Annotated in this window: 15 protein-coding genes, 1 tRNA gene and 2 pseudogenes; 10 read left to right on the top strand and 8 right to left on the bottom strand. The window is 66.4% G+C overall.

The features are described from left to right. Positions 1-9: 9 nt before the first annotated feature. Positions 10-681, bottom strand: a complete 672-nt coding sequence (locus tag LZC94_41285; protein ID WXB14246.1) for a DUF3109 family protein — start codon at positions 679-681, stop codon at positions 10-12. Positions 682-832: 151 nt separating this feature from the next. Between LZC94_41285 and prpB the strand changes: the two genes are divergently transcribed. The 6 genes from prpB (at position 833) to LZC94_41255 (ending at position 8271) form a co-directional block, all read left to right on the top strand. Further along, entirely contained in the window at positions 833-1762 is a 930-nt protein-coding gene (gene prpB / locus LZC94_41280) for a methylisocitrate lyase (protein WXB14245.1), read from the top strand. After that, the gene (prpC, locus tag LZC94_41275; GenBank protein ID WXB14244.1) at positions 1759-2919 is read left to right on the top strand and encodes a 2-methylcitrate synthase; all 1161 of its coding nucleotides are present in this window, start codon (positions 1759-1761) and stop codon (positions 2917-2919) included. Before prpB ends, prpC begins: the two co-directional genes overlap by 4 nt. Then, positions 2916-4379 carry a bifunctional 2-methylcitrate dehydratase/aconitate hydratase gene (locus LZC94_41270; protein ID WXB14243.1) on the top strand — a complete coding sequence of 488 codons (1464 nt, stop codon included), beginning with the start codon at positions 2916-2918 and terminating at the stop codon, positions 4377-4379. The genes prpC and LZC94_41270 overlap by 4 nt, the downstream gene beginning before the upstream one ends. A gap of 81 nt (positions 4380-4460) precedes the next feature. Beyond that, complete coding sequence (locus LZC94_41265; GenBank protein WXB20315.1) at positions 4461-6116, top strand: zinc-dependent metalloprotease; 1656 nt, start codon at positions 4461-4463, stop codon at positions 6114-6116. Between the two features lie 105 nt (positions 6117-6221). Further along, positions 6222-6953 (top strand): helix-turn-helix domain-containing protein, encoded by a 732-nt coding sequence (locus LZC94_41260; protein WXB14242.1) that lies wholly within the window; start codon positions 6222-6224, stop codon positions 6951-6953. Positions 6954-7014: 61 nt separating this feature from the next. Beyond that, positions 7015-8271, top strand: a complete 1257-nt coding sequence (locus LZC94_41255; protein WXB14241.1) for an MFS transporter — start codon at positions 7015-7017, stop codon at positions 8269-8271. On the opposite strand, the gene LZC94_41250 is transcribed toward LZC94_41255, so the two are convergent. Next, on the bottom strand, positions 8261-9685 hold the full coding sequence (locus LZC94_41250) for a hypothetical protein (GenBank protein WXB14240.1): 1425 nt from the start codon (positions 9683-9685) through the stop codon (positions 8261-8263). The genes LZC94_41255 and LZC94_41250 overlap by 11 nt on opposite strands. Positions 9686-10432: 747 nt before the next feature. On the opposite strand from LZC94_41250, the gene LZC94_41245 reads away from it, so the two are divergent. Beyond that, the gene (locus LZC94_41245) at positions 10433-12163 is read left to right on the top strand and encodes an FG-GAP-like repeat-containing protein (GenBank protein WXB14239.1); all 1731 of its coding nucleotides are present in this window, start codon (positions 10433-10435) and stop codon (positions 12161-12163) included. 379 nt (positions 12164-12542) lie between these two features. Here the strand turns inward: LZC94_41245 and LZC94_41240 are convergent, their stop codons facing one another. The 4 genes from LZC94_41240 to LZC94_41225 form a co-directional block, all read right to left on the bottom strand. After that, entirely contained in the window at positions 12543-13229 is a 687-nt protein-coding gene (locus tag LZC94_41240) for a hypothetical protein (GenBank protein WXB14238.1), read from the bottom strand. A gap of 662 nt (positions 13230-13891) precedes the next feature. After that, positions 13892-13962: transfer RNA gene (locus LZC94_41235), tRNA-Gln, on the bottom strand. Between the two features lie 47 nt (positions 13963-14009). Next, entirely contained in the window at positions 14010-15593 is a 1584-nt protein-coding gene (locus LZC94_41230; GenBank protein WXB14237.1) for a protein kinase, read from the bottom strand. A 71-nt stretch (positions 15594-15664) separates the two neighbouring features. After that, on the bottom strand, positions 15665-17044 hold the full coding sequence (locus tag LZC94_41225; protein ID WXB14236.1) for a sigma 54-interacting transcriptional regulator: 1380 nt from the start codon (positions 17042-17044) through the stop codon (positions 15665-15667). A 295-nt stretch (positions 17045-17339) separates the two neighbouring features. On the opposite strand from LZC94_41225, the gene LZC94_41220 reads away from it, so the two are divergent. The 3 genes from LZC94_41220 to LZC94_41210 are packed head-to-tail and all read left to right on the top strand — an operon-like array spanning position 17340 to position 19382. Further along, positions 17340-18446 carry a hypothetical protein gene (locus tag LZC94_41220; GenBank protein WXB14235.1) on the top strand — a complete coding sequence of 369 codons (1107 nt, stop codon included), beginning with the start codon at positions 17340-17342 and terminating at the stop codon, positions 18444-18446. Positions 18447-18498: 52 nt separating this feature from the next. Further along, positions 18499-18888: a hypothetical protein gene (locus LZC94_41215; protein ID WXB14234.1), complete on the top strand. Its 390-nt coding sequence runs from the start codon at positions 18499-18501 to the stop codon at positions 18886-18888. Between the two features lie 59 nt (positions 18889-18947). Beyond that, the gene (locus LZC94_41210; GenBank protein WXB14233.1) at positions 18948-19382 is read left to right on the top strand and encodes a hypothetical protein; all 435 of its coding nucleotides are present in this window, start codon (positions 18948-18950) and stop codon (positions 19380-19382) included. 1306 nt (positions 19383-20688) lie between these two features. Here the strand turns inward: LZC94_41210 and LZC94_41205 are convergent. Further along, positions 20689-20796, bottom strand: a pseudogene (locus tag LZC94_41205) (energy transducer TonB). 726 nt (positions 20797-21522) lie between these two features. After that, positions 21523-21792 (bottom strand): annotated as a pseudogene (locus LZC94_41200) (PilZ domain-containing protein). Between the last annotated feature and the right edge of the window lie 78 nt (positions 21793-21870).

Here is a 21870-nt window from a genome sequence, read left to right as displayed (position 1 = left end):
AAAAGGCCGTTACGGCCACTCGTATGGCGGCGGGGTGAAGTGGGGATTCGCCACCCGGCCGCCGAGCGTCGCGGCCTCCAACTCGTCCAGCTCCGCGATGAGCTCCTCGCCGAAGTAGCGAAGGAGCTCGTCGCGGCTGCCGCGGTACAAGGTGGTCCCGCGATCGACGCAAATGAGGCTCTTTTCGTCCACCTCGATCGAGGGGACGAGCCAATCGCCATCGACGGTCAGCGGAAAGAGCGAGCAGTAAACGGGCTTCACGGAATACGGATCGATCCCGTTGTCGAGGCAATAGGCGTGAATGCCGCACCCGCGCGCATCGGGCCGCAAAAAGACGCAACCGCGACCGACGACCTTCGAATCGACGGCGCGCGCACCAGGAAAGTCGCTATCGGTGTACTCCTCGTCCAGGAACCATTCGGACGCGGGGGCCGCGACATAAGGACGAAGGCCCTCCGCGTGCGCGAGGATGCGCGCCCTGTTGTCGAGGTCGATCCCGACGCCGTATTGGCAGCACGTGTCGTTGCAGAAGGTGCACTCCATGCACGTCTGAAAATACGTGAGCGTAAAGATGCGCGGCGCCACATGGGTGATCGCCGGCGCTCCCCGCGCGGTGGTGTATGGGCGGCGCAGTGGAACGCAATAGCCGAGATCTTCCTTGGCCGATTGAGGGTTTTCCATGGACGTCTGCCCATCATAGTGGGCTGCGCCACCCCCGCGCAGCGCGGGCGGGTGTTCGCAAGATTCGCAAATTTGCAGTAAATACCCCGCAAACGTACGCTATTTCAGTCATGGCGGACGCGGTGTGAGCTGCGTACTTTGCGACAGCACCATGGCTCATTCGTTCCCCACGCCCGGCGCACGATTTCGCGCGGCCGTCACCCAGGAGACGCCGCTCCAAGTCGTCGGCACCATCAACGCAAACCACGCGCTTTTGGCCCGTCGTGCGGGCTTCAAAGCCATTTACCTCTCGGGCGGCGGCGTCGCATCCGGCTCCCTCGGCCTGCCCGATCTCGGCATATCCACCCTCGACGACGTCCTCACCGATGCATGTCGGGTGACGGCCGTCTGCGATCTTCCGCTTTTGGTCGACGCCGACACCGGATTTGGCGCCAGCGCCTTCAATGTGGCGCGCACCACGCGGGCTCTCCTCCGCGCCGGTGCGGCCGGCATGCACCTGGAGGATCAAGTGGGCGCCAAGCGCTGCGGCCACCGCCCCAACAAGGAGGTGGTCTCGAAGGACGAAATGGTCGACCGCATCAAGGCGGCGGTCGACGCGCGGACCGACGCGAGCTTCGTCATCATGGCGCGCATCGATGCGCTGGCGGTGGAAGGCGAAGTGGGCGCCCTCGAGCGCGCCGTGGCCTGCGTGGAGGCCGGCGCCGATATGATCTTTCCCGAGGCGATAACGCATTTGGAGCAGTATCGGCGCTTCGCTGATCTCGCAAAGGTCCCCATTCTGGCGAACATCACCGAGTTCGGCGCGACCCCCTTGTTCACGACCCGCGAGCTCACCTCCGCCGGCGTCGCCATCGCCCTCTATCCGCTGTCCGCCTTTCGGGCCATGAACCGGGCGGCCGACGACGTCTACCGCGCCATCCGCCGCGACGGCACGCAAAAGCACGTCCTCTCCAGCATGCAAACACGCGCCGAGCTGTACGACGTCATTGGCTACCACGCCTACGAGCAAAAGCTCGACGCGTTGTTCGCGCAGCGTCCGAACGATTCGAGCGCCGCGAACCCGAAAGGAACGGGGCCGTGAGCGCCGAGCGGCCCGAGGCGAAGCTCGCCCGAGCGAAGAAGTCCGTCGCGCTCTCCGGCGTGGAGGCGGGGACGACCGCCCTCTGCACCGTGGGGCACACGGGGGACGATCTGCACTACCGCGGTTACGACATCGTCGATATCGCGACCCGCTGCGAGTTCGAAGAGATCGCGCATTTGTTGATCCACGGCAAGCTCCCCAATGTGGCCGAGCTCCGCGCGTACAAAACGAAGCTCGCGTCCTTGCGCGGGCTGCCCACCGCCGTGCGCGCCGCCCTCGAGCAGCTCCCGCCGTCCGCGCACCCCATGGACGTTTTGCGCACGGGCGTGTCGGTGCTCGGCTGCAACGAGCCGGAGCGGGACGATCACAACGCGCCGGGCGCGCGGGATATCGCCGATCGGTTGCTCGCGTCCCTCGGCGCGATGCTCCTCTATTGGCATCACTATGCCCACAATGGCCGCCGGATCGAGGTGGAGACCGACGACGACTCCATCGGGGGGCACTTTTTGCGGTTGCTGCACGGGCGCAGACCGCCCGCCGAGTGGGTGCGGGCCATGCACACCAGCTCGATTTTGTACGCGGAGCACGAGTTCAACGCTTCGACCTTCGCGTGCCGCGTGGTGGCGGGAACCGGGTCGGATATCTATTCGGCCATCGGCGGCGGCATCGGGGCGCTGCGGGGGCCCAAGCACGGGGGCGCCAACGAGATCGCGCTGGAGATTCAAAAGCGCTACGGCTCGGAGGACGAGGCGGAGGCCGATATCCGGCGGCGGGTGGCTGGCAAGGAGGTCATCATCGGCTTTGGCCACCCCGTCTACACCGTCGCCGATCCGCGCAACGCGATCATCAAAGAGGTCGCCCGCTCGCTCTCGCAATCGGCGCGCTCGATGCGGATGTTCGCCATCGCCGAGCGGCTCGAGGCGGTGATGTGGGAGCTGAAAACGATGTTCCCCAACCTCGATTGGTTCAGCGCGGTCAGCTACGCGCAAATGGGTATTCCCACGGCCATGTTCACACCGCTGTTCGTGATCGCGCGGACCACCGGCTGGAGCGCGCACGTCCTCGAGCAGCGCGAAGACGCCAAAATCATAAGGCCCAGCGCGCGCTACGTCGGCCCCGCGAATCGCCCCTTCATTGCATTGGAACATCGAACATGAGCACCGCCTTCTCCACCGACCGGCCTCCCTTCGATCGGGTCATGGTCGACATCGTCGACTACGTGACCCGCCCTCACGGCGCGGAGGAGCTGAGCGCGCTCGCCTACGCGAACGCGCGCCATTGCCTGATGGATACCTTGGGCTGCGGTCTTCTGGCCCTCGATTACCCGGCGTGCACCAAGCTGCTCGGCCCCATCGTACCGGGCACCATGGTTCTGCACGGCGCCAAGGTGCCGGGCACCTCGTTCCAGCTCGATCCCGTGCAGGCGGCCTTCAACCTCGGGGTGATGGTGCGCTGGCTCGACTTCAACGATACGTGGCTCGCGGCCGAGTGGGGGCACCCCTCGGACAACCTCGGCGGGATCCTCGCCACCGCCGATTGGCTCTCGCGGTGCGCCGTGGCCTCCGGCAAGGCGCCGCTCACCATGCGCGACGTGCTCGCCGCGATGATTCGAGCCCACGAGATCCAAGGGTGCCTCGCCCTGGAGAACTCGTTCAACCGGGTCGGCCTCGATCACGTGGTGCTGGTGAAGGTGGCGACGACCGCGGTGGTGTCCTGCATGCTCGGTCTCTCCAGAGACGAAATTCTCAATGCCGTATCGCTCGCGTGGGTCGACGGTCAGAGCCTGCGCGCGTACCGGCACGCGCCCAACACGGGGTCGCGCAAATCGTGGGCGGCCGGCGATGCGACCGCGCGCGGCGTGCGACTTTCGCTCATCGCCCGCACGGGGGAAATGGGGTATCCGTCCGCGCTGACCGCGAAGACGTGGGGCTTCTACGATGCGTCGTTTCGCGGGCAGGCGTTCACGTTTCAGCGGCCTTATGGCTCGTATGTCATGGAGAATGTGCTCTTCAAGGTCGCGGCGCCCGCCGAGTTTCACGCGCAGACCGCGGTGGAGGCGGCCATGGCGCTGCACCTCGAGCTCGCGCGGCGCGGCAAGAGCGCGGCCGAGGACGTGGAGCGCATCGCGGTGCGCACCCACGAAGCGTGCGTTCGCATCATCGACAAAAAGGGGCCGCTCCGGAACCCCGCCGATCGGGATCACTGCATCCAATACATGATGGCCGTGCCGTTGCTCTTCGGGCGCCTCACCGCGGCCGACTACGAAGACACCGTGGCGGCCGATCCGCGCATCGACGCGCTGCGCGCGAAGATCGTGTGCACCGAGGACCCGGCGTTCACCCGCGATTACCACGATCCGGAGAAGCGCTCGATCGCCAATGGGATCACCGTCACCTTGAAGGACGGGACCGTGCTCCCCGAGGTGGTCGTCGAATACCCCCTCGGGCACGCGCGCCGCCGCGCCGAGAGCGCTCCGCTGCTGCACGAGAAATTCCGAAACAACCTGTCTCGACGGTTCGCCGACAAACCGCGCGACGCCATCCTCGCCCTCTCCGTCGACCCAGGCCGGCTCGACGTTACCCCGGTGCACGAATACGTCGATTTATTTGTTGTTTGAGCAACAAATGAATTCGCGCGCACCGCGCGCCGGGCGGGTGGAGGTCGGAAGATCCGCCTAGCGTCGTTTTTCGTGGTGGCTATGGTCTCGCGCCGCCGCATCGACGATGGCACCACCTTCGAGCAGGTGTTCACGGGGGCGGTGAACGATACCTTACCCGGAACCGGCTCCGGCGCGGGCAACGCGTACACCGCGTCGGGCACCCTCGGCTTGGCCTTGCGCCGGTACTCGGAAGGGGAGGGGTTTCAGCCGTTCGACGTGGCCAAGGTCGCGAAGGATTATTACTTCGTCGCCGATCCGTCGATGGAAAAGAACACGGGCGGCGCGGTGAGTTGGGCCACCAAATGGAACATTCACCCCGGGATGAAGCCCATCACGTGGCTCATCTCCGATAAGCTCGTTCAGGTCGCCAAGGAAAATCCAAAATACGATATCGTGGGCGCCGTTCGAGCCGGCGTGGAGAACTGGAATGCCGTCTTCGGGTTCAAGGTGTTCGAAACGCAAATTGCGGCCCCGCGCGACTCCTTTGCGGACGACGACAAGAACTACTTCATCTACGACGGCGACCCTACCTACGATTATGCGTTCGCCGACGCGCGCGTAAACCCCAACACCGGGGAAATCCGCGGCGCCAGCGTATATTACAACGCGGCGACCTTGCAGGACGCCATCGACGAGTTCGACCCGCCCGCCGGCGTGGCCGCGCACGCGCCCGCGCGATCCGCGCGCCCGAAGGTCCCGCGCGTCACGTGGGGCGGCCTCCGCTCGGCGCGGCTGTGCACCTTCGCCGCGCCCGCGTCGGGCAAAGCCCATGACGACTTGGACCCCGCGGGTGCGCCCCGCGGGGTCAAGCAACATGGCCCGCGGGAGGTGGAGAAATTCATCACCCACGTGGCCGTGCACGAGATTGGCCACACGCTCGGCCTTCGCCACAACTTCAAAGGATCGCTGCTGGCCGGGCAGAGCTCCGTCATGGAGTACATCATCGACCCCGACGCGGTGGCCGCGAACCGCGATCTCCCCGGTCCCTACGATCACGACGCCATCAAGCGCCTTTATGGCATGGCCAAGGGCGATCCTGCGCAGCCGTTTTGCACCGACGAAGATCTGGCGGTCGACCCGATGTGCGCCACCTACGATCGCACGGGCGATCCCCTCGGCAAATACTGGGGGCCCGCGTACAACGCGCGGCTCACCGTGATTCTGCGCGGACAAGACGCGGGCGGCATCGCGAAGCAGCGCCTCGATCGCGATTTGAGCGGGACGGCCGCGTTCCTTCGCGCGGGCACCGCGGCCGACCAAGCGCGCGCATGGGCCGAGCTCGACAAGCAGCTCGCGCTCGGCGCCGACCACGCGGCGGACAATCTCAATTATCCCGGCTACACGGATCGCGTGAGCGAGCTCCAGAATCGCCTGCTCCAGCGCCTCTTCTTCGACCCAGCGGACATGCGCGGGGATATCGTCGCGGATCCCGTTTTGACGGGTGCCGCGCTGACGGCGGTGGTGAACGAGCTCCAGGGCGTGATCACCAACAGCGACAAATACCGAGGTTGGAATACGCGCCGTACCTCGGTCGACGTGCTCGAGAAGCTGCAAGCGCAGCCCTCCTACCATGCGCTCCTGGCGGCGCGCGCATCGATCGCGGGGGCGACCTACCCGGCCGGGAGCCCGGAGGCGGCGCTGAGGGACGATCTGGTGGCCCGCATCGACGCGGCGACGCACCCGTATTTCAAGTAAGAAGCGCGCGCGGCAGTGGACGGCGCGCCCTCGGTGCCTCACATTGCCACGCGTATGCACCAAGAGTCGCGCGAGTACCGACCGCATCCAAGACTGGACGCTGCCGTGCGCAGCTATGGGACGCACGTGGAGATGCACACGCCGGAGAACCAGCGGCACCTCGTGCTTCCGGACGCCGACGTGGAGCTGGTCTTCTACACGGGCGACGGATGGTTCGGCCTCCCCGGCGGGCCGCTCATGCCCTTGCCGCCCGTGTTCGTGCGGGGACCACGCTCGACCTCCTCGAGCTTCGAGCTGTGCGGGCTGGCGCGGGTGGTGGGCATGAAGCTCCGTCCCTGGCGCATCGGCTTGCTCCCCGAGCTCGGTACGCCGGTGGATGGCTATTACGTGAATGTCGGCGCGGAGCTGCGGGAGCTCGGGGAACGGGTTCGGCCTTTGCTCGAACGAGGCGCCACCGAGCTGGCGCTCGAACGGGTCGAGGCGGCGTTGCTCGAGCGGCAGCGCGTTCAGCGGCAATCCCTCGACGAGGTCGACGTCGTGGGCCTCGAGCTCGATCGCACGCATGGAGCCGCGCGCATCGCGTCGCTGGCGGCCGCCCAGGGGCTGTCCATGCGGCAGCTCGAGCGGCGCTTCAAGAGCGCAACGGGCTTTGCGCCCAAGGCGTTTGCGCGGTTGATGCGCTTTACGCGGGCGAGCGAGCGGCTGGAGCTCGATCCGGGGGTGAGCCTCACCGCGCTCTCCTTCGAGCTGGGCTATGCCGACCAAGCGCACTTCACGCGCGAGTTTCGGGCCTTCGCCGGCATGAGCCCCGGAAAATACGTGGCGAGCTTCACGTAGGGCGCTCGCGCGTCGCATTTGTTCAATACCGGCGCGCCGCCCGCGTTTAGGTTTTTACGCGATGACGACGACGACTCCGTCGCGTGGATCGGGCCGCGCGACGTTTCTTTTTCTCCAGGCCACCGCGTTCCTCAACGCCGCGGGCGTAGGCCTGGTGATCCCCGTGCTGCCGTTTCTCGCCGAGCGGCACGTCGGGGATCCCGCGAAGCTGGCGAGCGCCGTCGGCTGGTTGGCCGCCTCCTATTCGCTCGGCGCTTTCCTCGCCGCGCCGGCGCTGGGAGCCTTGAGCGATCGGGTGGGCCGACGTCCGGTGCTCCTTTTGAGCCTCGCAGGGTCGGCCGCCGGCTATTTGCTGTCTGGCCTGGCCGGCGCGCTTTCGATTCTATTTTTGGGACGGCTGATCGATGGACTGACCGCAGGAAATATGGGCGCTCTCTTCGCCTATGTCGGTGATACCGCACCCGCCGAGGAGCGCACCGCGCGCTTCGGAAAGCTCGGGGCGGTCTCCGGCGCGGGGTTGATCGTGGGGCCCGCGCTCGGCGGCCTTGCCGTGAAGCTGGGGGGCGTGCGGGCGCCGTTCTTCTTCGCCGCCGCGCTGGTGACCTTCAACGTGCTCTGGGGCCTCGTCTTTCTTCCCGAGAGCCTCTCCCCGGAGAATCGCGCGCACGGCGTATCGTGGGCGAAGCTGAATCCCTTTTCGCAGCTCTTGGGGTTGTTCGAGTTCAAATACCTCTCGCGCCTGCTCCTGGCGGGCGTTTTTTGCACGGCCGCCCTCGTATGCCTTCCCACGACATTTCCGCTCTTGGCCAAAGATCGATTGGGCTGGGGCGCCGATAGGGTGAGCTTCGTGGTGATTTTGGTCGGCGCGACGGACATCCTCGTCCAAGGCTTTTTGCTGGCGCACCTGGAGCGGCTCTTCGGCGGGGCGCGGCTGCTCCTCATCGGGTTGGGGCTCACCTTCTTCGGCTTCGTGTCGATGGCGTTGGTCGCGATTTATCCGAGCGTGCCGCTCTTCCTCGCGGCCATCGTGGGATTTGCGGGCGGAGAAGGTATGTTCACCTCGTCGTTCAATGCGCGCTTGTCCGAGGCCGCGGGCCCCAGCGCGCAAGGGCGGGTGCAAGGTGGGAATCACGCGCTGTCCGAGCTGACCACCGCCATCGTTCCCATTCTGGTCACGCAGCTTTATGCGCGCAGCGGTCCCGGCGCGCCCTATTGGGCTTCGGCCGCCGTGACCGCCGGTGCTTGCCTTCTTCTTCCTCGCGTCGCGCGGCCGCCGGCGGCGGTGGCGACGGCGCAAGAGGAGCGGATCAGGCCGTGAACGCGTAATAGCGATAGCCGTAATCGGTCAGCTTTGGAGTCGTGGTCTCGCCCAGACGGGCCAGCACGAACTCGCCCCGCGGGGGGACGACGCTCCGGGGCGGGCCGATGATGGCGGCGTCGCTTCCGACCTCGACGTGGCCGTGCAGGCGCTCGTACTCCGCCACATCGATCTCGACGCGGCGACCGCCGTCCGCGACCGTTCGAAGCTCCTCGCCATAACGCACGCGCGTCGCCACCTCGCGCCACCGCGGGGCCACGCGCCCGCTGAACACCTTGGCGCTGGCGCCGCTCCCGTACGAACAGAAGAGAACGCGCTGGCCTTGGAGCTCCAACCCCTGCGTGGCCGCCTGCTCGACCAGGCTCGCAAAGGCCAGATAGAGCGACCCCGAATAGACATTTCCAATTTCGCGCGACAGCTCGAGCGAGGGCGCGATGCGCCGCTCGAACTCCGTCTTGAACGCCTCCGTCTTCACCAAGCGCCGTTGCAGCTCGCGGCGGTCGTCGGGGGAGTCGAGGGTGGCGCGCACCTCGTGGAGCACGGGGGCGAACGCGGGATCGGTCTCCCACAAGGTCGCGAACACGCGCGCGGCGGCATATTCGGCCATGCGCGGAAACGGTACGTGGAAGAGGAGGTGATCGAGCTCGCCGTAGATGCTGCTCGGCGCCGAGCCATTGCGCCGCGCGCGGCTTCGCGCGGAGTACTCGGAGAGGGCGCCCTCGATGCAGTCGAGGTACACGTCAATCGAGTACTTGCCGTCGACGACGGCGGTGGAGCTCCAATTCGGGCGAAAGAAATCGCGCTCGTTGCGGGTGACGGTGCCCGTGATCCCCGGCTCGAGCTCCAGGAGCCTGGGGTTTTCGCAAATGAGGAGCGCCACCGCGCCCGCGCCCTGCGTATACTCTCCGGCGGAGCGCAGGGGGTACTTCGAAATATCCGTTGCGATGACAATCGAATAAGGACGCTTGTTCTCCCCGGCGCGAAGCTGGTTGACCGCGGCCTCGAGGGCGTAGGTGGCGCCGATGCATGCAAACTGCACCTGCGGCGTCCCCACGTGCTGGAGGTTCTTTCCATAATGGGTCTCGAGCATGCCCAGGACGTACGCCGCCATCGACTTCGACTGGTCGACCGTGGTCTCCGTGCCGATGGCCAAGGTCTCGATGTCGGCGGGATCGATGCCGCTCTCGTCGATGAGCCGCTTGGCCGCCATGGCCGCCATGGTCGCGGCGTCCTCGTGACCGTCCGGCACCGCCATCTTCCTCAAGCCGACGCCCGACATGACCTTGCCGCGAAGCTTCTCGGGCGACTCTTCTCCCAGCTGCGGGGCCCGGATCACCGGCCATTCATTCGCCATATCGACGTAGAGGCGCGGTACATGAACCGCATAGGCGTCGATTCCAATTATCTTCGTCATAAGACCTCCTCGCGTCGGAGACGCTTCACCAACCATAGCTCGTCTCCGCGTGCGCGCTGCTTCTGCCCTCGAACATATCCCACGTTTCTTCGAGGGTCGACCATCGTACGCATGGAACGATCTGCGCCATCTGGCAAACATCGTGCAAGCCTTTGGTGTCGTTTGTTTTGATGACGACCCATTACCAATTTGGTGTCGCGCCGCGACGCTTCTTAACATCTTCCTAAAGCGTGGTGCGTACGCGTGCTCGTGCGGGCCTTTGCGCCAATGATGAGGCGCATCGCGCCTGTCGGGTCGATTGCGCGGCCGGAAACTTTCGTATCTTCGACATCGTTTGCGTCGTCTTGTGTGCATCGTCCTGGGCTGCGAGGCGGAGGGGGAGCGAGCTTGGATGTGTTTGCGACTCGGCTCGGGGGCGCGTTCGGGGGCGAGGCCGGAAACGACCATGCCGTGGCAACGAAAAGTTCTCTTCCCGAGGGGGACGTTTGGCGCCGTGCATGCGTACGACCCATCACCGCATCGCTCGCGGTGCGCAACCCGTTGGAGGGTCGTTCATGAGGCGAAGGGCTCCTCCCGCGCGGCATTCGAAGCGCGCGACGTGTAGACCCGTACGGGGGGGCTCCCTCATTTGAGGGAATTGTCGTTCGGCACCGCAGGGAATACCGAGAGAACGAGTGGGGTGGCGAAGGTAAAAACACGATTGCGTGCATCGTCGATTGGCGATGCCACTCAGGAGGACGAACGCTCATGTTGCGCAACGTTTATGTGTCCATGATGGCAATCGTCGTTGCTGGTACGGCGACGGCATGCGGTGCCCACGACGAGATCTCGTCCACGGAGGCCGTCGGCAAGCTCTCCGACGAGCTATACTATTTATCGTCTTCCATTTGGCCTTCGGCCGACGTCGCGGTGTGCTGGGAGACTGCGGGGAACGACGCGCAAAAGCAATTGGTGCGCGATGCCGTCGAGAGCACCTGGGCGGCCGCATCGAGGCTTCGATTCACGGGTTGGGGTGTCTGCGCGTCCAATGCAAGGGGCATCCGAATTCAAACCGTCGACGGCTGGCCCGCTACCGGCGGCCTCGGCACGCAGATCGATGGTCTGCAAAACGGTATGCTCCTCAACTTTTGGTACAACTTCTGGGCGACGGACGAACATGGCAATCGGTATCAACCGTTCGCCAGTTGTCAGAACGGCTCGGGCGGTGGCCGCGAGGACTGTATCCGGAGCATCGCGGTGCACGAGTTTGGTCATGCGCTCGGCTTCTCCCACGAGCAGAATCGCCCCGATACCGATCGCACGACCTGCCGAGACGCTCCCCAGGGCACGAACGGCGACACCACGATTGGGGTCTGGGATGCGCGCTCGGTGATGAACTATTGCAATACCACGTGGAACAACGCGGGGTATCTCAGCGCCGTCGACAGCATCGGGGTGGCCCAACTCTATGGCCTCCCCCCCGCCGCATCCATCAAGAGCGCTTGTCGCTCGGCGCCGCCGACCGCGACCTCCACGCGCGTGCGGAGCGATCTCGCGGCGGCTTGGGCCAACGGCAACACGACCTCCGTCGCGGTCTATCCCTCGACGGGAAGCAAATTCAATGGCTGGTACCAGGGGCTCACCGAAGGTGGATGGGACAACCGCTCCAAGTATGCAGCGGGCGACTTCAACGCCGATGGTTTGACGGACATCGCGACGATCTGGACGGAAGGAGGGAACAGCACGATCGCGGTACGGTTGTCCACGGGGACCCGGTTCACGCACTCGACGTGGCTCCAAACGAATCGGGTATTCCTCGACGCGGGCGAATGGCTTCCAGGTGATTTCAATGGCGATGGCCGGGTCGACTTGGCCGTGGCGTGGAACGATCACGGTCGGACGTCCGTAGGGGTGTTTCTCTCGACGGGGACTCGCTTCGGTGCGTACCAAGCCTGGTCGACGAAGCAGGGGGGATGGAACGACTCGTATAAGTGGACGGTCGGAGACTTCAACAAGGACGGTCGAGCGGATCTGGCCACCGTGTGGAGCCTCGGCGGGCAGAACGCCATCGCCATCCGCCGTTCGACGGGCTCCTCGTTCGTGGAGCAACCGACGGTGCCCAACATGGGTGGCTGGATGGACTCGACGAGGTGGCTCGCGGGAGATTTCAACGGTGATGGCTACACCGATCTCGCGGCCGTATGGAACGAGGGCGGGACCGCGAGGGTCGCCGTCTATCCATCGACGGGCGCGACCTTCAACGGTTGGGCGCAATGGGACTACTCCGGCGGCGGCTGGATAGACGCTGCAAATTGGACCGCGGGCGACTTCGACGGCGATGGTAAGTGGGATGTCGCAGCCATATGGAACTACGGTCAGCAGAACGTGCTCACCGTGCGTAAGTCCAACGGCTCCTCATTCGTGCAGCAAGAGTGGCTGTACCCGGCCGGAGGGTGGATGGATTCGACGCGGTGGTGCGCGGGCAAGTTCGCGCGTTGATTCTCGCCCGACGCGCGTCCGAGCGCGCGGCTCGGATGGTCTCGGGCGGACGCGCGGCGCGGGAGCACGAACCATTGCCCTCGCGCCGCTTTCACCGCAGTACCCGAGCAGCGTCATCGGCGACGCGCGAACGGGTGAGACGACCATCTCGTGCAACGTGGGGCCGGGGCACACCGAGAGCGAGATTCAAGCGGCGCTCGATCGCATCGTGGCCGATCTCGAGATGCGGGGGTCAGCCTCGTACGGGAGGGGACGGGGCCGCGTGCCCGTCATCGCGAGACTCCGCTCGATACCATCCTCGTCAGGCTCGAGTTGGTGCCGGAGGGTCGTGCGCTCACCGAGACCCCCGTCGGTTCGGAGGGCGCCCGGCGGCGCATCGTCACAGGTGTCCGGTGACCGTGTACTCGGCTGTGTCCGGGGCACAGTAGAGGGCGTCGCGGTCGGGGATTTTGGCGATGCGGATGCGGACCAACGAATCGTCGGAGTAGCTTCCGCTGCCGTCGCGGACCCTGCACCAGCCTTCGCGGTTCGTTCGGCACTCGAAGCGATCGCGATTGGTGACGACGGTCAGAAGGTAGCGATCGGGGTTGGCGGCGCCTCGGATCTGGATCTGGAAGTCGATGTCATTTTCGCACTGGCCGCCATTTGCTCGAATGACATACCAGTCGGGGGCGGCGCCCACCTCGCTGTCGAAGCCATAGACGGCAGGGTTTTCGTGCGGTCGCCGATCGCTGGCGATGACGCCGGAGAATTGTTCGCGGCTGCTCGAGTCGAGGCACGAGTCGTCTCCGAGATTGAAGCCACTATCCATGTAGTGGTAGCCGGGGCGCGGGTCGACCACCTCGCAACCGTCGGACGTGTTCCCATTGACGTCGTACGTGTCACCCTTGCACGAGAAGGTGCATGCTGCATTGACGCAGTCCACATTGGTATTCGGCCGGCCCGCGCCGGGGCAATCGGCTGCCTTGTCGCACTTGACGTTCACGTCGACGGTGGTCGCGCAATAGTTCACGCTGCCGTCGTCCGAACCCGAGCAAGCCGTCAATGCGGCAACGCTAAGAACCATGGCGCCCATCCGCCTTCGAAACGCGATCATGTCCGGCCTCATCGCAAAGCGTGCGCCAGCGCATCACCCCGCAAACGGCGCGGATTTCCCCGTGCCGCACCCCCCAAGCCGTAACGCGCGAACCCGTGGTCAAACGACGACACCACATCGCAGCTCCCCGCCGCCGTCACCTTCTGACCGATGCGTGAACCCCCCCCGCGTGCGATGCGCAGGGGGGACAAAGATTCGCTCACGTGCACGCGCGGGAACCCACCGTTTTGAGGCGCAGAGGCGCAGGGCACAAAGATTCGCCCGAGTCCGTACCCACGCGGCGCGCCGTACCGGATCGACGAAGGGTCGCGCGCCCGCGCACCGCAAAACGATGCGCAGGGCACAAGGATTCGCCCGAGTCCCGTACCACGCGACGCGCCGTATCGGACCGACGAAGAGTCGCGCGCGCACCGCAAAACGAAGCGCAGAGGCGCGGAGCACAAAGATTCGCCCGAGTCCGTACTACGCGGCACGCCGTACCGGATCGACGAAGAGTCGCGCGCGCGCACCGCAAAAACGAAGCGCAGAGGCGCGGGGCACAAGGATTCGCCCGAGTCCCGTACTACGCGGCACGCCGTACCGGATCGACGAAGAGTCGTGCGAATGCTTTTACACCCAGTGTAAAGCAGGGGCTCGGGCACAAGGATTCGAACCTTGATAAGGAGATCCAAAATCTCCTGTCCTGCCGTTAGACGATGCCCGAAAGACGGAAGAAACCTATATCAGACCTTGGCCTTACGGCTAGACCCATCAGAAGCCCGGCTGCGTCGCGACCTTCTTTTTGACGACCGTGCCCGGACGGGGCCCCCGAATTGCCGGACCGGAGGGGACCGCCGAAGCCGAGCCAGCCGGGCCACCCGAAGGGGCCGTAGCTGTGCCCGTAACTCCCGCCGTGGAATCCGAGCGAACTGGACTGTTCATGACCGCGCCCGGGTCCGCTGCGACCGCCGGTGATTCGGTGACGGGAGCTACGGCCGGTGAGGTGGGCGCCTCCGCCGGAGCGGTCGGCTTGCGGTTGGTCACCCGATCCGCGGCCTCGCGGAAGAAGATGCCCCCGCAGAACACGAGCGCCAAAATCGTGAGCAGCACCGCCCCGAACACCAGAACGCGCCCCCGCGACAGCCGCACGTGCGGATGGTGCAGCGCCGGCGCTGCCTGGGCGGGCTGCACATGGGACCCCGTGGCCATCGGCACACCGTGGGATGCGCTCGAAAGTCCGCTGCTGGCGCGATAGCCGGAGATGGACTCGCTGCCCGTGTTGCCGGTGTTGCCCGTGCTGTCGGACTGCGAGCTCACCACGTCCATGGCGTAGTCGCTGCTGTCTTCGTCGACCGACTCGTCGTCGTAGTCCGTCTCGAGACGGCGCGCTTGGCGTAGGCCGAGCGACGCGGCGTGAACGCCGGCCGGATCGTCGGGGCGGTGGATGCTGAGGGTCGTCGAGATGCGGGGCGGTGGCTTGCTGCGGCGAAGGTTTGCGATGAGGGCGTGATCGCTCACGCCGATGGCGTCGCGCAGCGCTTGGGAGAACTCGGCACAGTGTGCGTAGCGCTCGTAGGCGCGCTTGGAGAGGGCGCGCTGCAGCACCAGCCAAAGCCTCGGATCGATGCTGGGATCCGGATCGAGCATCGTTTCGAGCACGCTCGCGAGCGATGCGCTGGGCGTCTCGGCCGCGAAGGGCGAGTGGCCCGTGAGCATCTCCACCAGCACCGCGCCGACGCTGAAAACGTCGCTGCGACCGTCGATGGTCGTCTCCGAACGGATTTGTTCGGGGGACATGTAGCGCGGGGTTCCAAGCACACGCCCGTCGAGGGTCAGCACCCCGCCGCCTTGCGGGAGCTTGGCGATGCCAAAGTCGAGGAGCTTTGGCGTCACGTGTCCATCGGGGTCGACGGCCAGGAAGATGTTCGCCGGCTTGATGTCGCGATGAACCACGCCCATCTCGTGCGCATGCTCCAGCGCCGAGAGCACCGGCAGGATGATGGCGATCGCCTCCTCCGCCGGGAGCGGCCCTTTCTTCTTCAAGTGCCGCCGCAATGTTTCGCCGCGCAGAAGCTCCATCACCAGGACGAGCGAGCCGTCTTGTGCGTCCTCGACCAAGTCGTAGATGCGGACGATGTTCCGGTGAGACAGCATCGCCCCCAGGCGGGCCTCGTGCCGGAACCGCGGCTCGACCTGAATGCGCTTGTCGAGGTCCGCCCGGAGCACCTTGAGCGCTACCTCGGCGTCCGTCATCTCGTTGCGGGCGATCCAGATTTGACCCATCCCGCCAAGCGCGATGCGCTTGATCAGGAGGTACTTACCCCCGAGCCGGTCTTGTGCTCGGAGCTTCTGCACGGAGTCTCTTAGCGGGGCGCCCATGAGGAAAGCATTAAGATTATTCCACGCCCTTACTTTGGACGCGAGGCTCACACGTCAGATTCGCGATCCCACGGTATGCCGTAGAGCCCGCGTTTGCGGAGCAGTTCCCGGAGGTGGTGTCGGGCCAGGTCGGCTTCGCGCGAGGCCATCGAGAGATTTCCGGCGCACCGCTTCATCAATGCGGCAAGGTACGCCGACTCGAAGCGTTCGATGGCACGTTCCTTCGCGGAGCCGAAGGTACCGGACAGATCGAGCGGGGTCCGCTCCTCGCGCATGCCGCGGAAGCCAAAGCCTTCACCCGCCACATCGGCCCGACGAATCACGTTGTCGGTCGCGAGTGCGGCTGCACGTGCGAGCACGTTGCGAAGCTCCCGCACATTTCCTGGCCAGGGTTGCGACGATAAAAATTGCACGGCCGAAGCGTCGATGACAAGCGGGCTTGAGCGCGCATCGCCGATGTAGGAGAGCAGCCGCTCGCAGAGAACCGGGATGTCATCGGGTCGATCGCGCAGCGCGGGGAGGAGAATGCGAACGGGCGCGAGCCTATAGTAGAGGTCCTCTCGGAAGCGGCCCGCCTCGATCTCGTGGCGCAGATCGCGGTGCGTGGCGGCCACCACTCGGACGTTCACCTTGATGGGGACTTGTCCCCCCACGCGCGTGAGCTCGTGCCGCTCCAGCACCCGTAGAAACTTTGCCTGCAACGGCGCCGAGAGCTCTCCAATCTCGTCGAGGAAGATCGTTCCGCCGTCGGCGGCCTCGAAGAAACCGACGCGTCGTTCGGCTGCACCCGTGAAGGCGCCTTTCTCGTGGCCGAAGAGCAGCGAGTCGGCGAGCGTCTCGGGGATGGCCGTGGCGTCGATCACGATGAACGGCTTGTTGGCGCGCAGGCTCTTCAGGTGGATGGCCCGCGCGACCTCTTCTTTCCCCGTCCCCGTCTCGCCTTGAATGAGCAGCCCGATGTCCTTGGGGGCGATGCGCTCGAGCGTGGCGAAGAGCTCGCGCATGACCGTCGAACGACCGACCAGCATGCCGAACGAGTCGTGCACGCTGACGGGCGACGTGGTGGCCGCGTCGTCGACGTCGAGCTGCAACGTGGTGGAGCCCACGGTGAACTCGGCGCCTGCACCGAGCTCGATTTCCATCACGCGGTGCTGCCCGAGCCAGGTGCCGTTGGTGCTCCCCGCGTCGCGCAGCCGGATGTGATCGTCGACCCGCTGCAACTGCAGGTGCACGCCGCTGACCCGCGGATCGTCGAGCACCATGTCGTTGGTGGGGTGGCGCCCTACGGTGGCGAGCGCATTGGCCATCGCAAATGCGCGCCCTTTGGCTGGCCCCGCGATGGCCGTCAGTCGCGGAATGGCTACCAAAGTGCGCGGGCGAAGCCCTGTGTTGACTTCCGTTTCGCCTCGCGATGCATGGTCGGTCATGGTGTCGAAGAGAGTATCGTATGCGTGAACGAGGACGTGTCCCTAGGTCTTTCTGATGCTCTTTCCGTGTATGCGCGGTTCGGCCTTCGGTGCGGTCGTGCATGAATGTGTCGCATCCCGCCACTTCGGCGGTCGGGGGATCGGCGGTTGGCCTCGGCCCGTCTCGACGACCTGAAGTAGGCTGGGGTACCTTGGAAGCATGTTCGGAACTCGGATTCACCTCTGCCCGAGTCGCGAGCGAGGGCGCGCCCCCGTGCAAACCACCCGCAAGGGAGCCCGCCGACGAGGCTTCTGCGTGCGCTTTTTGGTCATGCTTGCGCTGCCGCTCGCTCCCGCGGCCTTCGAGAACGCCGCCCATGCGCAGCAGCAGCAGCAGCAGCAGCAGCAGCAGCAGGGTGAAAACGGACTCGCCGCCGCACGCAAGCTCTTTGCCGAGGCCCTGCGCGCCGAAGAAAAAGGGAACTTCGCGGAGGCCCTCGAGAAGTTCCGGCGGGTGGCCCAGGTCAAAGATACCGTTCCCGTTCGCTACCGCATCGCCGCATGCCTCGAGGGACTCGGCCAATTGAAGGAAGCGTTGCGCGCGTATCAGGCTGCCATCGATCTTGGCGCGGGGGATCCGAAAGATCTCGAAGTGGTCCGTGATGCAAAACGACACACGAGTAGCCTCGGCGAACGCATCCCACAGTTGACATTGACGGTCAGCCCGCGCGCTCCGTCGAGCTCGGAGGTGCGGATCGACGGCGATCCGCTCCCGGTCGCGGAGTTGGGTAAACCGATCCCGCTCGACCCCGGCACCCACGACGTGACGGCCAGCGCTCCCGACACTGTTCCGTTTCGCACGCAGATCACCTTGCCCGAGCGAGCACGGCTCTCGCTGCTCGTTCCTCTCGATCCCAAGCCCGCGCCAAAGAACGAGGAGCACCGCACTGCGTTGCCGCCGCCCGCGTCTCCGCCGTCCGCCATAACCGCGCCCGAAGCGCCCGCGCAGACCGCGTCGTCGTCGTCATCGTCTTCTGCGCGCACCACCGGAGGATGGATCGCGGTGGGCGCGGGGGCTGCGCTTCTCGTGGGTGCCGGTGTGACGTTGGCGCTGCGCCAGTCGGATATTTCGAAGCTCGAGGACGCGTGCCCCAACAACGTGTGCCCGGGCGAGCGCGAAGACGAGCTATCGAGCATTCGAAGCCGCGCGCAAGCCGAGGGGCCGATCGCGGGGGTGCTCGCGGGGCTCGGCGCGGTGGGCATTGGGGTAGGTACGTATATTCTGCTGTCGAAACCTCATCCGAATGCCAGCACCGGAGCGGGATCGAACGTGAATTTTTTGAACGGCGCGCGCGGTGAGCTTCGGTTGGGGGGCCGACCCGCGCCGGGGGGCGGTCGGTTGGTCCTCACGACCACGTTCTAGTTCGCGTTCGCGTTCGCGGTGTAAACTTGGAAAGATGCTTCCACGCCGTCTCGTGAGTGTCGGCCTTGGCTTCGCGTTCGCCATCACGTCGATGGCGGCTTGCAACGCGGTGCCGGATCTCTTCTTCGTCGATGGCAAAGATGCGGGCTCCGATCCCGGTCCGGTGGACGGTGGGGGCTCCAGCGACGCCGATTATCCGGACACCGACGACGTCGATCCCGGGGAGGCAGGCGCGGGGCCCAGCACATGTCCGGGAAAGCTCCCCGCCAACGCGACGACATGCTGCGCAGGCGGGCCGTGTCATGGCTTCGATGGAGTGGCGTGCGGCTACAGCGCGTGCTCGCAATGCGAGGAGAGGTGTGCGCCGAACACGCTCTGTTGCGTGAAAAAGAACGGCACGCCGGGCAAATGTATCGGCTTGGACCAGACCTGCCCGCGCTGATCGTTTTGCGCGGTGCTGCGCGCGCGGGTGCGTGTACAAGCAGATGAGGAGGTTAACTTATGAACGACTCCGTACTGCGGTACATGCCGCTCGTCGTTGGGCTGTTCATTTCGGCCACGTCGGTCGGATGCAGCAGCAGCAGCTCGAACCCCGGTCCCTCCGATGGAGGTGATACGAAGTCCGATGGTGGAGGCGCAGGCGACGACGCCGGCGGTGGCAGCGCCGCATGCCGTCACATCGGTGATGTGTGCTCGGGGCAGGGGAGCTGCTCGAACGGATTGCGCTGCGAGCAGACCGGGAGCAACGGCTTCTGCGCGCCCGATCGCAACGAGGGGTGCGGTGGAATCGCTGGGAGCTCGTGCACGGGCGCGGCGCGCAACTGCATGAATGTCGCCGGCGCCGCCGATTACGGCTTGTGCATGACCGACGCGGAGAAGGCGTGCGCCTGCGCGAAGAACGCAAAATTGTTCTACGACGACGACTGCAAGCCGTAGGCGCCCGGCCCCTCGCCGCATCACGAGGGGCGAGGGGCAAGGGGCAGCCCGCAATCTAAAGCTGGTTCTCCAATTCGTCCGAGGGAGCCGGCTTCGGCGCCGACGAGGACGGAGCCGGCTTGGGCGCCTTCGGGGCCGCGCTGGCCGAGGGCGAAGGTGTCGTGCTTCCACTTCCCTCCGTCGGGGTCGACGAGGGCGTAGGCACCGGGGTCGGACCGGTGGCCGGCGCGGTGGCGGACGGCGCCCCGGGCGGCGCACCAAATTGCTCCTCGGTCGATGCCGTCTCTTTCGGCTTCGGCGGACGCGGTTTCCACGCGGGCGCGGCCGGAGCTTGCCCGGCGGCCGGCGCGCTCGCTGCGCCCGACGCGGCAGCGGCAGCAGCCCCCGCGCCTTTGGCCGCGCTCGACACGGATGCATCGGCGATCGCGGTGGCCGCTGCGCCGGCATCCGCCTCGGTGGTCGCGGCGATCGGGGCCGTCTCCGTGGGCGCGGGCGGAGGCTCGGGTGCGCTCGGCGGCGGTGACGGCGGAGCAGCCGACGCGCTGGTTGCGGTGGGCGTGCTTCCCTCGCCCGACGAACCTTGGCTCAAAAAGAAGAACACCAACGCGCCTGCCGCGACGACCACGAGGCCGCCCCACAGCACCCAATTCGGTTTTTTGTTCAGCGCTTGGGCGGAGCTGTCGGAGCGCAAGCTGGACATGGCCGAGACGCCCCCGCTGCGCTCCTCGGGCTCTGCCAAACGAAGCGGCGCGGGGCGCTCGCTCACGGCGCGCGCGACCGGCGCGCTCGTGGTGTTCGACTTGAGCGACGGCGGCGGCGCCGACGCTCCGGCCTTCGGAGGCTCGCTTCGAGCTTCTGCGCTGGCGGCGATGCCCGCGAGGGCCGGCGGCTTGTCCGAAGGCAGCCGCACGCCGTCCTTCACGACGTCCGGCGGCGGCGCGTCGGTGGGCGTCTTCAGGATCGACTCCACCATCAAGGACGAAGGTACCGACGCCTCGTCGGCCTTCTTCTCCGGCCTCGCGGAGGGTGGCGGGGGGCTCGCGCTCGCCGCGCCGGCGGGCGACACCAATGTCTCGGCGAGCTCCTGCGACGCGCTCGTCTTCACCGTGGTGCGCATCGAGTCGGCGGCGGGCACCGACGGCGCCTTCGGGATCGACACATCGTCGACCAGATCGCTCCCGGGCGCGCGCACCCGCAGCGGCGCGGGCGCCGAGGGCGGAGGCGTGGGGATCGCCGCGGTGGCGGAGCGAGGTGCCGACGGGGGCGGGGCCGTGATGGCCGGCGCAGGAGTCGACGGTGCGAGCCGCGGCGGCGGCGCCGACAGCGGCTTGGGCCCGAGCGGCGGAGACGACGGCGCTTTGACCACCGCGGGCGGCGGCGCCGAGAGCGGCTTGGGCACGACCGGCGGCGGCGGCGACGAAGGCGCCTTCACCCGCAGCGGTGCGGGGGCCGACGCGGGAGGCGCAGGCACGCCCGGTGTGGTCGATCCGCCGGAGCCAAAGCTGCGGGTCGACGGAGGAGGCTCGCCGATGGCCACGCCCGATTTGGGCGGAACGGGGATCCCCGCGGCGGGGGTCGGAGCTTTTGCGCGCCCGCTCGGCGCGATGGGCGCCACGCCGCTCGGCGCAGGCTTGGGCACCGCAGCCCGGGTCGACGCAAAGAGGGGATTGTTCCCCACTTCCTCCATGGAGCCGCCGGCGCCCTTGAGCGCCTCCTCCAGCAGCTCGGCGGCTTGCTTCATCATGGTGCGCTCTTCCGGCGGAGGCATCTCCACTTCGGATTGCGTCGTCGGGAAGAAGCCGCCCCCCGGCTTGGTGGCACCTGCCGCCGGACCTTTTGCCGTCGCCGTCCCGCCCACGGCTGCGGTGCGCGGCTCCGCCGGATTTCCTGCCGCCGGTCGCGGGGGTCCTCCCGCGGCGGCATTGTCCGGGTGGAGCGATCCCATGCCCATAATCGTGGACTTGCCCGGTCGCGGCGCGGCCCCCACCGGCGAGACCACCCCGCCCGTCTTCTCGCGAAGCGCGGCCAGAGGCTCTTTCAGCTCGGAGGTGAACGCGGAGCCGGCATCCTCCTTGGCGCCCACCAGCCGATCGATGACCGCGCGTGAATTTTCATCGATCTTGATGAACTTCACGCCCATGCCGCCCGGTCGCTCAGCGCTGGCCTGCGCAGGCTCGCGCTTCCACACGACGCGACCGACCCCGGCGATCACCGCTTGATCGCCGGCGAGCCGGATTTCGAATTTGAGCAGCGTTCCTTGCGCAAAGGGCGTGGACGTCTTGATGAAGATGCCCCCTTTGCTTACGTCGTGCGAGTGATTCTCGATGAATTCGTCAACGGTCGCGCTCTTGTAGCGGACGTTCAAGCTGACGATCTTCGCACGCGGATCTTTGCGGGTGTCCTGGGTCATGGATCGGTCTCTCTTCGTTCCGCCGTGCCATGGTAACCGGTTTGGCCTTCCTTACGCCAACGGAGAACGGAGCAGCGG

Source organism: Sorangiineae bacterium MSr11954, assembly GCA_037157815.1.
In the GTDB taxonomy this organism is placed as follows: domain Bacteria; phylum Myxococcota_A; class Polyangia; order Polyangiales; family Polyangiaceae; genus Pendulispora; species Pendulispora albinea.
Note: the sequence above shows the minus strand (reverse complement) of the source record. Positions and strands in the feature narration are given on the sequence as shown.